Origin of the sequence: Oxalicibacterium solurbis (genome assembly GCF_014635845.1) — a bacterium.
In the GTDB taxonomy this organism is placed as follows: Bacteria; Pseudomonadota; Gammaproteobacteria; order Burkholderiales; family Burkholderiaceae_D; genus Oxalicibacterium; species Oxalicibacterium solurbis.
This window is the reverse complement of sequence record NZ_BMDP01000002.1, coordinates 69976-84980: the sequence shown is the minus strand read 5'-3', so window position 1 is coordinate 84980 and position 15005 is coordinate 69976. Positions and strand designations below refer to the sequence as shown.

Sequence of the window (15005 nt, the reverse complement as noted above, 5' to 3'; positions counted from 1 at the left end):
ACTGCCCGCCCGACAGGCATCCAACAGAGGGCAGAATGCGCGGCAAACGGCATTACAATGGAATGCCAGAACGCAACAGACCCCAGACAGACATCAAGGAACCGCATGCCGACATCCGCTTTTTCGCGATGCATTCATCTTCGCGTCCCGCCGGCAGGATGCTGACATGAGCCCGGCTTACGAACCGCTGGTGCGCGCCATCGGCTGGATCGACGGTATCGCGTTCGGCCTGGCGCTGCTGCTGCTACTGGCAGCCTGCACGCTGCGCATCGCACAGAAGAAAAAACGGCGCAGGGAACACGCCTTTCTTTCCATCTGGCATCCGCTGCTGCTGAACGCGCTCGCTTCCTCTCTGCCGCCACGCCTGCCCACGCTGGCTGCCGATGAACGCGTGCCCTTTCTGAAGCTCTGGAACAACCTGATGCGCGACGCCGGCGGAGAAGCAGCGCACAACCTGATCGACGTCGCCCGCGCCATCGGCTGCGATCGTTTCGCGCGGCACATGCTGCATCACGGCAGCCGCGCCGAATGCCTGCTGGCGACGATGGCGCTTGGTCATTTGTGCGACCAGGTTGCGCGTGAAGCGCTGACCACCCAGACACTGGCTGCCGACAGCATCACCTCGCTGCACGCCTTTCATGCCTTGGTTCGCATCGATGCCGATACCACCGCCGCCGAACTGACGCCACTGATGCTGGCACGTACCGACTGGCCGATCGCACAGGTCGCGGCCATCCTGCAGACAGCACAGAATGCCTTCGCACCGAGTCTTCTGATGGCCGTGACGGAACATCCTGCCGAACATCTGCCGCGCACACTGCGGCTGCTGGAAGCATTGCATCTGTCACCGCCGCCTGTCGTCCTCACCGCCTTGCTGAAACAGGATGACGCGGAAACCGTCGCCGCTGCGCTGCGCACCATTCATGACGCGGAAATGCTGCCGCAAGTGCGCCCGCTGCTGCGGCATACCGACTGGCGTGTGCGCCTGCAGGCCGCCAAGGTCGTCGGTCGTCTCGGCGAAGAGGTCGACGTCAACCGGCTGGTGCCGCTGCTGGCCGATGCCGAATGGTGGGTGCGCTATCGCACCGCGCAAGCACTGGTCGGCATGCATTCCTTCGGTCGTGCCGAAGCGGAAATGCTGCGCGACAATCTGGCCGACCGTTTTGCCCGCGACATGCTGGCGCAGGCTCTTGCGGAAAAGGATGCGGCATGAGCGTACATCTCTGGACCAGTTGGCTGGCCTCCGCAATCCTCACCTACTTCCTGCTGTCGCGCGTCGGCAATCTGCTGTTGAACCTGCTGTCCATTCGCAAGCTGCGCGATATCGAACGGGAAAGACTGCTGGCCGATCTGCCGCAACTGCATTCGGGGCTGGAACAACCGATCAGCGTGCTGTTGCCGCTGCAGGGAAAGGACAAGAGCGCAGCCGTCGCCACCGTGCAGGCACTGTTGCGGCTGGAACATGCGGCGTTCGAACTCATCGTCATCCACGATGGCGATAACAATGGTGATACAGGCGGCACGATGGATGCCCTGACGCAAGCCTTCGATCTGCATCCGTTTCCCGAAACCTATCGCATGCGCATTCCCACTCAGGCGATTCGCGGCATCCATCGTTCGACGCGCCATCGCAACCTGCGCATCATCGACAAGCAGAGCGGCGGCCTGGCCGATGCGCTGAACGCCGGCATCAACACGGCACGCCATCCGCTGTACTGCAGCGTCGATACCAGTATGCTGCTGCGCCGCGATTGCCTGCAGCGGCTGGCGACGCCTTTCATCAATGAAAACGGCATCGTCATGACGGTAGCGGCGCTACATGCTGCCAACGATGCCGCAATCGCCGATGGCCTGTTCGACAAACTTGTCCTGCCGCGTCGCTGGCTGCCGCGCCTGCAAATCATCGAACTGCTGCGCAACGCACTATTCGCACCGCTCGGCTGGTCGGTCTGCAACGCCATACCGCATGCGCCGTCCGCCCTGGCTCTGCTGCGCATCGATGCCGCGATACAGGCTGGCGGCTACGATACGACTGCCGTCGATCCGCAAGCAGAATTGATTCTCCGACTGCAACGCACGCTGCGTGCGCAGGGCAGGAAACACGGTCTGCGCTTTGTCGCCGAACCGGTCTGCGCACGCAACGTAGCCGAATCATGGCCGGACTGGTCGCAACAACGAGCGGCATGGCAACACGGCCTGTGCGATACATTGCGGCGCAATCGTCACTGGCCTCCGGCGCGCGCCGGTCTGGCCGGGTGGCTGGCCTGGCCGTTCACACTGCTGTGCGAGGCATGGGGTCCGTTGCTTGAAACCTTCGGCTATCTGTTCATGTTGATCGCCTTGGTCTTCGGTTTGCTGCCGATGTCGGTGTTCTGCGCCTTCCTGACTGTGGCGGTCGGCTTCGGCATCCTGCTGTCATTGTCCGGCGTGCTGCTGGAAGACATGGCGCTGCGCAGCTATGCGGCCAGCACGAATGTCGCTACGCTGGCGCTGTCTGCCGTCGTGTTCAATCTGGGATATGTGCAACTGGATGCCGCCTGCCGCGCAATGGCGATGCTGCAGCGTCCGCAGAATACGCAGGCCGGCTGACGCCGCAACCTGTTCCGTTCAGATCAGCGTGCCCGCGCTTTCCGCCTGCAGGCGATGGCCATCCTGCAACATGCGACCCATCGCTTCCGCCGGGATCGGACGGCTGAAGAAATAACCCTGGATCTGGTCGCATTCATGCTTGCGCAGATAACCGAGCTGCTCGATGGTTTCCACGCCTTCCGCGATAACCTGCAGGCGCAGGCTGTGCGCCAGCGAGATGATGGAAGCAACGATGGCCGCGTCGTCCGGATCGATCGTGATGTCGTTGACGAAGGAGCGGTCGATCTTCAGCACGTCAATCGGGAAACGCTTCAGGTACGACAGGCTGGAATAGCCGGTGCCGAAATCGTCGATCGACAGCTGGACGCCGAGCGCCTTCAGTTCGCGCAGGATGCCGATCGCATGATCGACGTCGGCCATGACCAGGCTTTCGGTCAGTTCGATTTCCAGGTATTCGGCCGCCAGCCCTGTCTCGTTCAGCGCAGCCGCCACGCAGTCCACCAGATCCTGCTGGGTGAACTGCCGCGCCGAAAGGTTGACCGCCACGCGCGGATGCCCCAGCCCTTCTTTTTGCCATTTCTTGCACTGGCGGCAGGCTTCCTGGATTGCCCACGCGCCGATCGGCACGATCAGCCCCGTTTCCTCCGCCAGGCCGATGAAGCGGATCGGCGGCACCATGCCGAACTCCGGATGCTGCCAGCGGATCAGCGCCTCGACGCCGACGATTTCGCGCGTGCGCAGATCGACCTGCGGCTGGTAGTACAGCACGAATTCGTTGCGTTCCAGCGCATTGCGCAGATCGCCCTCGATACGCAGTCGCTCCAGCGCACGCTCATTCATCTCGGACGTGTAGAACTGGAAGTTGTTGCGGCCGGTTTCCTTGGCGCGATACATCGCCACGTCCGCGTGCTTGATCAGTTCCTCGGGCGTGGCGCCGTCGGACGGATAGACGGAAACGCCGATGCTGCAGCTGATGAAGAATTCATGCCCTTCGATCGTCAGCGGCTGCGCGATCGCATCCATGATGCGCTTGACGATCCCGGTCGACAGGCCGGCATCGGTACGCTCGGGCAGCACCAGCACGAATTCATCGCCGCCCATGCGCGCCACCGTATCGGTATCGCGCACCGACGATTGCACACGATCGGCGACCGCCTTCAGCAGAACATCTCCGGCCTGATGCCCGAGCGTGTCGTTGATGAACTTGAAGCGATCGAGGTCGACGAATAGCACCCAGATCGGATGCCCGTAGCGATAGGCGTAGGAAATCGCCTGTCCCAAACGATCGCGCAGCAGGTTGCGATTGGCCAGTCCGGTCAGCGCATCGCGGTTGGTCTGGAATTCAAGTTCGGATTCGTAGCGCTTGGTGGACGTGATGTCGTACTGCGCGGCGACGTAGTGGCTGACATTGCCGGCATCGTCGCGCACCGGCGCGATGTACAGATCGCTCCAGAACATCGCGCCGTCCTTGCGGTAGTTGCGCAGCACCGCATGGCCTTCGCGCTGCTCCAGCGTGCAGCCGCGGATTTCCTTGATGCCGGACTGTTCCCTGTCCTTCTCCCACAATAAGCCGAGATTGCGTCCGATGACTTCGGCGGCCGTATAGCCGGTGATGCGCTCGAACGCCGGATTGACGTATTCGATCGCATAGTCGGGTGCCGTGGCACTGGTGATAATGATGGCATTGGCGCTGGCCTCGATCGCGCGCTGGCGCAGCTGCAGCGCCTGTTCGGTACGTTTGCGCGCGGCGATATCGGCGATCAGGTCTTCGTTGACCGAACGCAGCTGCAGCGTGCGTTCATCGACCAGCTTCTGGATGCGCCGCGAGCGATTGGCCATGATCTGCATGCAGAATGCCGTGCCGCCGCTGAACAGCAGCGCCGCCAGCAACGCCCACAAGGCATTGCTGCTGCGCTTGGTAAACAGTGTGGACGGCGTGGCGATTTCGACGCGCCAGGTTTTGCCGGCGATCTGGAACACCTGCCGGTACGGCTGCGGCTGGTCGTACAGCAGCCAGCCGAATGCGGATTTCTCGATCGACGGCAACTTGCCGGTACCGTAGATGAGGCTCTGTTCGTCCCAGACCGGATTCATCAATGCGCCGACATCGACGTTGATATCAATATCGCGCTCCGCCATCGTCAATGAGCCGGGATTCTCGACTGCCAGCGCCTTGGCAATCAGGTCGCTGCTGCGGAACACGGCCGCAGTGAAACCGATTACCGCAGCACGACGCGAGGGCGCATCGGTCAGCGTTATACCGTGCCGGTAAACCGGCATCAGCACGATGAAACCACGCTGCGTGCCGCGCTCCTGCAACAACTGGAACAGGCCGGTAGCCGACGGTTCACCGGTATCGATGGCGCGTTGCATCGCCTCCTGCTGCATGCCGTAGGAATCCGCATCGAACCCGAGGGCCGGCTCGTTGCCCTGCATCGGTTCGATGTAATCGACGACGCGGTAACGATCGCGCGGACGCGCCGGCGCCAGTACGCCGTTTATCTTTTCCGTGATCGAAAATCCGGGAAACTGTTCGCGCATCCCGGCTTCATACGCGAGACGATCCGCTTCGTAGACGAGGCGCTGGTAATTCAGCGCCTGGATGGTGGGATTGCGTGCCAGCAGCGGCTCGGCGAACAACCGGAACTGCTCGCGACTGACATTGCCGAATGCGACGAACAACTGGTTGATGTCGGTCAGCACGCGCATCGAATTGTCCAGGCTCTTCTGGATAGCCACGACATGCAGCTTGGCATGCTGACGGAATTCGATGTCGGCATTGTCGTGCTCCAGCCGCCGCAGCGAGGCAAACAGGATCGCGCTGATCACCACGCCCAGAATGAGCGTCAGCACGGCTGCCATCGACAGGGAAAAAGGTGGGCGACTGCGCATCGATGAATTCCCTATGCGGTACCGTTTCTAACGCCGGGATGACCGACGATGGTGAACGGTCGACAGGATTTTCGACCGCAAAATATTTCCGTAGAGTAACTTAAATCCCTTTTACTGATAAGCAAAGATCGACCCTGCCGCTATCTGCATGGCATCGATACAACAGTTGCCGGCGCTGTGTACGTTTTCGGTGCACAACAGCTGTCAACGGCAGTCAATAAAACCGGCAATAAAAAAGCGCGCCAGCGGCGCGCCTTTCCTTTATTCGGTCATCCCAACCATTTGGCGATCGACAGCAGCAGCACCAGCAGCATCCACAACAGCAATGCGCGCCAGACCAGCCCGACCGTACTCTGCAGCGCCCGGCTCGATGCCTCTTCGCCGAAAGGTGTCTCGGTCTCGATGTTGACCGAATCGACGGTCGTCGCATCGACCGGAATCACGTCGGCCGCATTTTCAACCGGTGCACCGAGGCGAATGCCCATCGCGCCGCCACCCGTCGACAGCAGGATGCCGATCGCCTCGTCCTGCCAGCGTCCGGCGAAATTGCGCCATGCATAGATCGCGTCCTCGAAATTGCCGACCACCGCGAATGCCGCTGCGGTCAGCCGTACCGGAATCCAGTCGATCAAATAGAAGGCTTTTGCGGCGAAACGACCGAACTCTTCACGCTCGGCCGTGCGCGGCTCGTTCCAGATGCGCGCCAGATATTCGGCTACGCGGTACATGACGGCGCCGATCGGCCCCAGCGGCGTCAGTATCCAGAAGAACACGCCGAACACATTGCGATGCGTGGTGACCAAGGCCCGCTCCACTGCGATACGTGCCACTTCGCTGGCCTCCATGCCGGTGGTGTCGCGCTTGATCCATTCGCCCAGCAGCGCACGCGCCGTGGCTTCGTCGCCGCTGTTCAGCGCCAGCTGGATCGACGTGAAGAAATGGCTGTAGTGGCGAAAACCCAGTGTCAGGTAGACGACGGCAATGTTGAGCAGCAGCACGAACAGCGGCCCCAGCTTGAGCGTAATCCAGTACAGCACGGCAACCGGTACCGTGAAGGCAGCGATCATCAATCCCCATGCCAGGCGCCCGTGTTGCGCCTGTCCTGCATTGAACGACGCTTCCAGCCGCGCGGCCAGCGCACGCGCGCCAGCGTAGACAGGATTGTCCGCGCGCAGCGGCTTCAGCTGCTCGATCAACAAGGCGAAGAATATGGAGAAAAATGTCATCGGCGTGCCTGGCAGTCAGTGAGCCCATACGATAACGCAGCGCTTCGGCGGAAGCAATGAAACTGCGATGACTGCACGTAGCGACATGCGATAACAGAGTGTGCGGCAATGCCAGCTGCCGCGTCACGCTGTATGCACACTACGCGCGCAGGTAATGGAAGAGATTGCGCAGCATGCCGGCAGTCGCCCCCCAGATGAAATAGCGCTGGTAGGGCATCGCGTAGAAGGTCCGCCGGCCGGTCTGGAATTCGGCGGTGCGGCGCTGGTGATGCATGCCGTCCATCAGGAACGACAACGGTACCTCGAAGATTTCGGCAACTTCGAAGGAATCGGGGTGCAGTTCGAACGGCGGTTGCACGAGGCCGACCACCGGCATCACGCGAAACCCGGTGCCGGTGCAGTAATCGGGCAGGCTGCCGATCACTTCGATGTGCCGGCGATCCAGCCCGGTCTCCTCTTCGGTCTCGCGCAAGGCGGTATCGACCGGCGAGACATCCGTCGTCTCGACACGGCCGCCGGGAAAACTGATCTGCCCAGCATGGTCATGCAGATGCGCAGTGCGCTGCGTCAGCAACAGTGTAGGTCCGCTCTCGCGCTGCACGATGGGGACCAGTACGGCCGCATCGGTCAATTGGCGGTCCATCGGACGCACCAGGCGCTCCACGGTGATTTCGGGCGTCCACTCGCGCTGTTCGGCAAAACGGCTGCGCAAGGCGTCTGCCGTCAATCGTTCCAGGGAGACCGCCGCCTCTCCTCCCAGCGAATCCACCGGCAAGGCTTCCGGATCGAAATGCAGTCTGGCCAAGTTGTATTCCTGCTTGCTAAAAATCTGGAAAAGTCTGGACCCAAGTCCGGATTAAACAGCGGCATGGCCAAGCCCGCCAACCGATAAAACCGGAACATTTTGTTCCCCTCGTTACGTTACGCGTAACGTTTCGCGATGTTACCCGAGCGTTCAAAAATTTGCCGCGCGCGTCAAAAACATCATGCAAGCCATTGATTTCAAATGAAATAAAAATCCACACCCTTCGTCTCCCATCCAGTTTTTCCAGCTGGCACGTCGTTTGCCCTATGGAAAGTGCGGGGTTCCGAATTTTTGATTTTCGAATTGAACGAGGAGACGAAAAATGAACACCTTACACAACAGCGCTTCAAGCATCCTGGCCCTGGCGACCGTCCTGACCCTGGTCGGCTGCGCAAGCGGCAGCGGCTCCACCAGCGCCGGACTCGGCGGCAAAAGCGGTGGCGGCGGTGGCGGCATCACCACGCTATCGGCGACACCGACCGGCAAAACGCTAGATAGCTCGTCCAACATCATCACAGCTACCGGCGATACGGTTTCCGATCTTGGCGGCACGATCACCGCCATGAATCTGCCGATCGTGCCTGATCAGACCCAGAACGATCTTGGCAAGGTCGTCTCCGACACGGGCGGCATCGTCTCGACGCTGGGCGACGGCATCGGCGACGGTCTCGGCCAGATGGGCATCGTCAAGAACCCGTTCGGCATCACGGTTGCCAACACCGGCAACGTCGTCGACCAGACCGGCGAAACCGTCCAGAGCGCCGGCCAGCTGGTGACGAATCTCGGTACCGGCCAGCTTTCCGCACTGGCACCGGTCACGGCACCGGTAGGCGGACTCGTGACCAAGGTCGGCTCGACGGTTTCCGATCTGTCGGTACCGCTGACGAAAGCCTTGTCGACCGGCCCGGTCGAACAGATCACACAGACCACCAGCAACCTGATCGTTCCGCTGACCAGCAGGGTCACCTCGCTGACACACGACATCGGCGACAAGACCGGAGTCGGCCAGCCGCTCAATAACCTGCTGGTCACGCTGGGCGGCCAGGTCATCCGTACTGGTGAACAGGTCGGCGAAAGCGGCATCCCCGTCGTCGAACGGACCGACAACATCATCGAAGCCGCCGGCGGCACCATCGCCATGGCCGGCATCCTGCTGCAGCCTGAAGGCACCGCTGGCAATCCAAACGGCCTGGGCGGTTTGCTGGCACCGATCACCGGTGTTCTGGGCAAACTGGATGGTGTAGGCGGCCTGCCTGATGGTGGTGCCGGCAACATCCTCGCACCAGTCACCAATACGGTCGGCGCGATTGTCGGCGGCGTAGGCAATGGCAACGGCGGCAATCTGCTATCACCAGTAACCAATGCCCTGCACACGATTGTCGGCAAAGTCGGTGGCGGATTGCCGAATGGCGGCGAAAATGGCGGCCTCGCGTTGCTGGCACCAGTCACCGGCACGCTCCATACCGTTGTGGGTGGCACGCTGGGTGGCATCGGCGGCCTGCCCAACGGCGGTGCTACCGGCAACATCCTCGCACCAGTCACCAATACGGTCGGCGCACTTGTTGGCGGTGCAGGCAATGGCAATGCCGGCAATCTGCTGGCGCCGGTGACCAATGTCGTCGGTAGTGTTGTCGGGGGTGCGACGGGAGGTGCGACTGGCGGCACTGCCAAACCCTCGCTGCTCGCTCCGGTGACCTCGCTGGTAGGCGGCCTGCTCGGCAAAAAATGAGCGCCGCGTCGTATCCGTCCCTCGTTCTCCGGAGGGTCGGATACGACTTTTCGAACGACACAAAGCTGCGGCGCACAAAAAAACAACAACGCATTACAGAAAAATCCTGACAAGGAAAATGCCGTTTCCCCGGCGCCGATAGAAGAAGAAAAAAACGAAGAAATAGAAACGAAATCGGCAATTTTTTCCAGAAATCCCATATTCATGGGATTTTCAGGAAGGCAAGGGAACTTCATTCTCCAAAGCAACGGTTGCAACCATATTCATGGGAAACAACCGGGGTTGGCAGGTTTTATGCGCACTTGAGTTACTGGCACGAAGTTTGGCTTCGCCATTCAATGTCGGACAAAGGGGACGTATGCAACACTGCATCAAAGGGTGGATCGCAATCTGCGCCGGCGCCGCCTTCAGCCAGTCGGCCTTCATCGCCGATACGCTGGCGGCCGATGCCCGTAGCCCGGGCCAGGGCAACCCGCTCGATACCCTTCCCAAACTTGAAGCCGCGCCCGCGCAGCCCGTCGTCACCGATATCCAGACGCCAGGACAAGACCCGGCGATGCAGCGGCTGCTCAATAGCCGCATCACGCCTTCGCGCTTCCGCATTGCCGGCGTCCACGCCCTTCCCTTCGATGTCGTCGCCGCCGAATTCGCAGGATTGACCAATCGCGAAGTCACCGTTGCCGAATTGCTGCACGCCGCCGAAAAGGTCAGCTACCTCTATCGCGAAAAAGGTTATCCGCTGTCGTTCGCCTTCGTGCCGGACCAGAGCTTCAAAGACAACGTCGTTCTCATCAACGTCGTCGAAGGCTATGTCGATACAGTGAAAATCCACGGCAACGTCGGCGCCTCGGAAACGCGTCTGCGCAAGATCGCCGAACAATTGAAGACCGATCGGCCGCTCACGCAGAAAAGTTTCGACCGCATCACCGGCATCCTCGGCCTGCAGCCCGGCATGCGCATCAAGGCGACCGTGAAGCCGCCGCTGAGTACCGACGGCGCATCCGAAATGGTGCTGGACGTACATCGCACGCCGATCGCCGCCGCAGTCGGCATCGACAGCTCCACCGGCAATCTGCGCGGCGTACTCAACGTCAGCACCAATGCGCTGTCACCGCTGGGTGAACAGATCAGTGCCAGCACGCTGGCACCGCGCGGGCCGTCGAAAGAGGAGTACTACAGCGTCAACTACGCACAGCCGATCCGCTATCAGGGCATGCTGCTGCAGGTGAACCTGTCGCATTACGAAGCGCAGCCGAAAAACCGCGATCTCGTGCCGCTGCAGTTCGACGAGCGTTATCAGACCGAAACGCAACGTGTCAGCGCCAATCTCAGCTATCCGTTGATCCTGACGCAAAGCCGCACATTGACGATCAACGGTGGCATATATGCCGTTAAAAACTCCACCCGCTATACGCGCTCGGTGCCGTCCGCACAACCCGTCATCGAACAGCGTGCCGATATTCGCGCCGTCAGCATCGAACTGAACGGCGCCGAAGCGATGAAACAGACCACGGCGCAATGGTCACTCGGCCTGTTTCAGGGCATAGACGGCATGGGTGCAGACCGGCTCAACAGCGACGTCGACCTCGATTTCACGCGCCTGCGCGGCAGCTTTTCGCTGAGCCGCCAGTTGACCGAACAAGTCGGCGCCGTCTTCAGCGGCATGGCGCAATACAGCGACGACGTGCTGGCGCTGTCGGAACAGCTCGGCTTCGGCGGCCGGCTGTTCGGCCTGGCCTATCCGGCCGGCGAGATCGCCGGCGACAAGGGCTGGGGATTCTCCCTCGAATTCAATCGTGCCTTTGCCTACGACGGCACCTATCTGAAACAGATTCAGCCCTACGTGATGGCCGATGCCGCCCGCGTCTATGTCAACAACTACACGCTGTCGCACGACGAAATCGCCTCGCTCGGTTTCGGTGTGCGCTTCACTGACCAGGAACACTACTCGCTGGATCTGTCCATCGCACAGCCAGTGGGGGAAATCCCGGTCAATGCGAGCCGGCGCTCGCCACGGCTGAATCTGTCGTATGCCTATCAGTTTGAATGAATGGGATCCATGGACTATGTTGAATTTGTAGTTTTCTGAAATGCCGGAGGAGATGTCTTGCCGAAGGCGGTTTAGCCGTTCTGACAAGGAGAGTTGAAATGAAAAAGCAGATTGTCGATTTTCTGAAAGATGAAGAAGGTGCCACCGCCATCGAGTACGCGTTGATTGCAGGACTGATCGCAATCGGTATCTTGAGCAGTCTGGAAGGTGTACGTGATGCCATTACCGGCCTGTTCGATCGGATAGTAACGGCGCTTACCCCAGCAGCGACAACTTGACCACAATAAATGGACAGACTTATTGAGGAGTGTGTCTATGCCCTTCCTTCTCGTTCTATGCCTGGCCATCTTCGTCTATGACGTGCTGTACCGGCGTGTGCCCAACAATCTGTTGTTGTTGGCGCTACTGATTCATGCCGGATTCCTGATGATAACTGGCCATGGCTTTGCCGGCATCGATGTCTGGCAATCGGCAATCGGCGGAGCGATTGCATTCGCCGTCTTTCTTCCTCTCTATCTGCTGCGCGTGATGGGCGCCGGCGACGTGAAGTTCTTCACGCTGCTCGGCTTCCTGCTGGGAATCCAGTATCTCGCGATCACCTGGCTGGTTGCCAGCCTGATGGCCGGCCTGCACGCCGCGGCCTGGATTGCGTGGCAGCACGGCATCACTGCAGACCTTCCGGCGCTCGGGCAGATGGCACACAAGATCGCCGACAGCCGGTTCTACCGGCGCATGGTGGAACACCGATCCGGCAGAAAAGGCATCCCGTACGCAGCCTATCTCGCCTGCGCCGCCCTCGTCGCCACCGCCTGAAGGAAAAACCGACCGGAGATACGCAATGAAGATCGCGGCATGCCTCGGCAAAGCAATAACGACGTCATCCGATCTACCGGTTTCGGCCCGTATCTCCCGTTGCCACTCTCTTTCCAGCCGTCATCCGGCAAATCAGGCCGGCGGCGCGGCCATCGAATTCGCCGTCGTCTTTCCGCTCTTCTTCATGATCTTCTATGCGATCGTGACTTACGGCCTGATCATGGTCGCCCAGCAATCGATCACGCTGGCGGCGGAGGAAGGCGCGCGTGCCGCGCTCCGTTTCGCAGCAGACAACGATGCGCGTAACACCAACGCGGAAAATGCCGCCATCGGCACCGGCAGCGCAGCTGCCTGGCTGGCCGACCGGCTGGATTTCGATGGCACGCTGCTGGAAAGCTGTCCGTATTCCGTCGGTACGAGCCGCTGCTATCGCGTCACCGTCACTTATCCCGACTATCGCACCAACCCGTTGGTTCCGCTGCTCATCGGTCCGCTGATGGGTGTCGTCGTTCCCGAACAGTTGTCCAGTACGGCCGTCGTGCAGATCGACTGACGATCTGCCGCCTATTCTTCTAATAAGAAAGCGCGCAACCATGAACAGACTGACGAAAATCGTCGCCGCGATCCTGATGGTGCTGGCCGTGCTGCTCGCCGCGACGGCATGGTGGATGGGACACAAGCCTGCCGTCACCAATCCTGCGATTGCGCAGACCGAAGCGCCCACTTACCTGACTGTCGTCGCTGCGCGCAAGCTCGAAAAAGGGCAGCCGATCGCGATGGAAGACGTCAAGCTGGCAGCTACGCCGACGCAGATGAATGGCACCTATCAGAACGTCGCCGATGTCGTCGGCCGCCTGCCGATGGACGATATCGAGGCCGACGCCTTCATTACCGAGGCCGGCCTCATACATGGCCTCGCACTGAAACTGTCCGAAGGCGAACGTGCGATTGCCATCCCGGTGGACGAGACGATCAGCGTCGGCAACAAGATCCAGCCCGGCGATTATGTCGACGTCTTCTTCACGCTGAAACAAGGTGCAAACATCGAACACGGTCAGGCCCGCCTGCTGGCATCGCGCATGCGCGTGCTTGCCTATGGCGCGTCAATAGTCGGCGAGCTGCCGGCCAAAAGCACGATCCCCGCGCAATCCGCTTCGCAACCCGCACAGCCACGCACCGCCGTGCTCGCTGCCAGCGTGGGGCAGATCAATCCGCTGCTGCTCGCCATGCAGAACGGCAAGCTGACGCTGGCGCTGCGCCATCCCGGCGATGCCACCACGGCCGACGCCATGCTCTTCCCGCAACCGCGCAACGTACTGTCGCCCACGGATAAACATGCCGAACTGAGCGCCGACAATCGCGCCTTCGCCGGCGTCGATCTCTCCAGTTGGGCCGACGGCAAAGGTGCACGCGACAATCATTCCGCACCGGGCAAGACTGCCAACGCCGCGCCGGCATCCGGCAAGCTGGAAATCATTCGCGGTGCGCAAAGGGAGCGAGTCAACTTCTGAAACGTATCGCAGCTTCATCGCAATACCGGTCATTCCCGTCAACGTGTCCTGAAAGAAACGAGACGCAGCAATGAAGATATTTCGCGCGATGGCAGCAACAGCAGGATTTCTTTTATTCACTCCACTTTTCTCCACGGCGGCGGAAAGTGACCTGACAATCAGCGTGCGCGAACAGCGCACGCTGCAGATACCCGCCGACCTGGAACGCATTGCGGTTGCCGATCCGGAAATCGCCGACGTCGTCGTGCTGCGCGGCACCGCGCGCAAGCCGGGCAGCATACTGATCGTCGGCAAGAAACCCGGCCGTACCGTCGTGACGGCATGGCCGCGCAACGGCGCCGAAAAGTCCTGGCACATCAATGTACAAAGCCAGTTGCAAAGCCAGCTGCCGAAATCGGGTGCCGAATTGCAGATCAATGACGGCAACGCACTGATTCGCGGCGAAGCACCGTCGCTGCTGTCTCACGCCGGCACGACGGCGGTCGCCGCCAGCGCAGTCGGCCAGGACAAGCTGCTCGACACTTCCACCGTCGGTGTCGGCGGCGTGGTTCAGATCGACGTCAAGATCGTCGAATTCAGCAAGAAGGTGCTGAAGGAAACCGGCTTCGATTTTCTGTATCGGCAGGATCGCGGCGCCGTCTTCAGTTTCGGACTGAATACCTTTACCTCGCTGCTGCTGCCCGGCACGCAAACGCCGGAAGCGCAGGCATTCAACCTGCTCGGCAGTTCCAGCGTCGACGCCAAATTGAAGCTGATCGAGGAAAACGGTCTGGCCCGCGTACTCGCACAACCGTCGCTGACCGCGCTGTCCGGCCAAAGCGCCAGCTTCCTCGCTGGCGGCGAATTGCCGATCCCGCAATCGGGCGGGCTGGGCACCACCACCATCGTCTTCAAACCGTTCGGCATCGGATTAACTGTTACACCGACCGTACTGGCGGCCAATCGCATCGCGCTGAAGGTCGCACCGGAAGCCAGCGACATCGACTACCTGAACGCGCTGAACGTCAACGACATGCTGATTCCCGCCATCACCACCCGGCGCGCGGAAACCACGCTCGAACTCGGCGACGGCGAAAGCTTCATCATCGGCGGCCTCGTATCCCGCACAACGAAATCCAACGCCAGCAAGATTCCGCTGCTCGGCGACCTGCCCATCATCGGCGCCTTCTTCCGCAGCATGAACTACACGCAGGACGAAAAGGAACTCGTCATCATCGTCACGCCGCGCCTCGTCAAGCCGATCGCCAAGGGCGTGCAGCTCGCGCTGCCGGGCAGCGGCGCGGAAAAGCGCGATACGCCTGCCAATGCCTGGAGCTATTACCTGATGGGCAAGGCCGGCAACGAAGACCTGCCGGGTTTTTCCAAATAAGGCATCGGGGAGATTGCAGCC

Annotated in this window: 12 protein-coding genes; 9 read left to right on the top strand and 3 right to left on the bottom strand. The window is 60.8% G+C overall.

Annotated elements, in window-relative coordinates; genetic code table 11:
- Positions 1–166 precede the first annotated feature (166 nt).
- Positions 167–1213, top strand: a complete 1047-nt coding sequence (locus tag IEV40_RS06010) for a HEAT repeat domain-containing protein (RefSeq protein WP_188420112.1) — start codon at positions 167–169, stop codon at positions 1211–1213.
- Positions 1210–2589: a glycosyltransferase family protein gene (locus IEV40_RS06005; protein WP_188420111.1), complete on the top strand. Its 1380-nt coding sequence runs from the start codon at positions 1210–1212 to the stop codon at positions 2587–2589. The genes IEV40_RS06010 and IEV40_RS06005 overlap by 4 nt, the downstream gene beginning before the upstream one ends.
- Before the next feature lie 18 nt (positions 2590–2607).
- Here the strand turns inward: IEV40_RS06005 and IEV40_RS06000 are convergent, their stop codons facing one another.
- From IEV40_RS06000 to IEV40_RS05990, 3 genes are all read right to left on the bottom strand, one after another.
- On the bottom strand, positions 2608–5481 hold the full coding sequence (locus IEV40_RS06000; RefSeq protein ID WP_188420110.1) for a bifunctional diguanylate cyclase/phosphodiesterase: 2874 nt from the start codon (positions 5479–5481) through the stop codon (positions 2608–2610).
- Between the two features lie 269 nt (positions 5482–5750).
- Positions 5751–6707, bottom strand: a complete 957-nt coding sequence (locus tag IEV40_RS05995) for a CobD/CbiB family protein (RefSeq protein ID WP_188420109.1) — start codon at positions 6705–6707, stop codon at positions 5751–5753.
- Positions 6708–6846: 139 nt separating this feature from the next.
- Complete coding sequence (locus IEV40_RS05990) at positions 6847–7512, bottom strand: CoA pyrophosphatase (protein ID WP_188420108.1); 666 nt, start codon at positions 7510–7512, stop codon at positions 6847–6849.
- A 322-nt stretch (positions 7513–7834) separates the two neighbouring features.
- Between IEV40_RS05990 and IEV40_RS05985 the strand changes: the two genes are divergently transcribed.
- The 7 genes from IEV40_RS05985 (at position 7835) to IEV40_RS05955 (ending at position 14984) form a co-directional block, all read left to right on the top strand.
- Positions 7835–9241, top strand: a complete 1407-nt coding sequence (locus tag IEV40_RS05985) for a collagen-like triple helix repeat-containing protein (RefSeq protein WP_188420107.1) — start codon at positions 7835–7837, stop codon at positions 9239–9241.
- A gap of 358 nt (positions 9242–9599) precedes the next feature.
- On the top strand, positions 9600–11291 hold the full coding sequence (locus IEV40_RS05980; RefSeq protein ID WP_188420106.1) for a ShlB/FhaC/HecB family hemolysin secretion/activation protein: 1692 nt from the start codon (positions 9600–9602) through the stop codon (positions 11289–11291).
- 98 nt (positions 11292–11389) lie between these two features.
- Complete coding sequence (locus IEV40_RS05975; RefSeq protein WP_188420105.1) at positions 11390–11569, top strand: Flp family type IVb pilin; 180 nt, start codon at positions 11390–11392, stop codon at positions 11567–11569.
- Positions 11570–11606: 37 nt separating this feature from the next.
- Positions 11607–12104 (top strand): A24 family peptidase, encoded by a 498-nt coding sequence (locus IEV40_RS05970; RefSeq protein WP_188420104.1) that lies wholly within the window; start codon positions 11607–11609, stop codon positions 12102–12104.
- Positions 12105–12129: 25 nt separating this feature from the next.
- Positions 12130–12657 (top strand): TadE/TadG family type IV pilus assembly protein, encoded by a 528-nt coding sequence (locus tag IEV40_RS05965; RefSeq protein WP_188420103.1) that lies wholly within the window; start codon positions 12130–12132, stop codon positions 12655–12657.
- Positions 12658–12697: 40 nt separating this feature from the next.
- The gene (gene cpaB, locus IEV40_RS05960; RefSeq protein WP_188420102.1) at positions 12698–13615 is read left to right on the top strand and encodes a Flp pilus assembly protein CpaB; all 918 of its coding nucleotides are present in this window, start codon (positions 12698–12700) and stop codon (positions 13613–13615) included.
- Positions 13616–13685: 70 nt separating this feature from the next.
- Positions 13686–14984: a type II and III secretion system protein family protein gene (locus IEV40_RS05955; protein ID WP_188420101.1), complete on the top strand. Its 1299-nt coding sequence runs from the start codon at positions 13686–13688 to the stop codon at positions 14982–14984.
- The last annotated feature ends 21 nt before the right edge of the window (positions 14985–15005 follow it).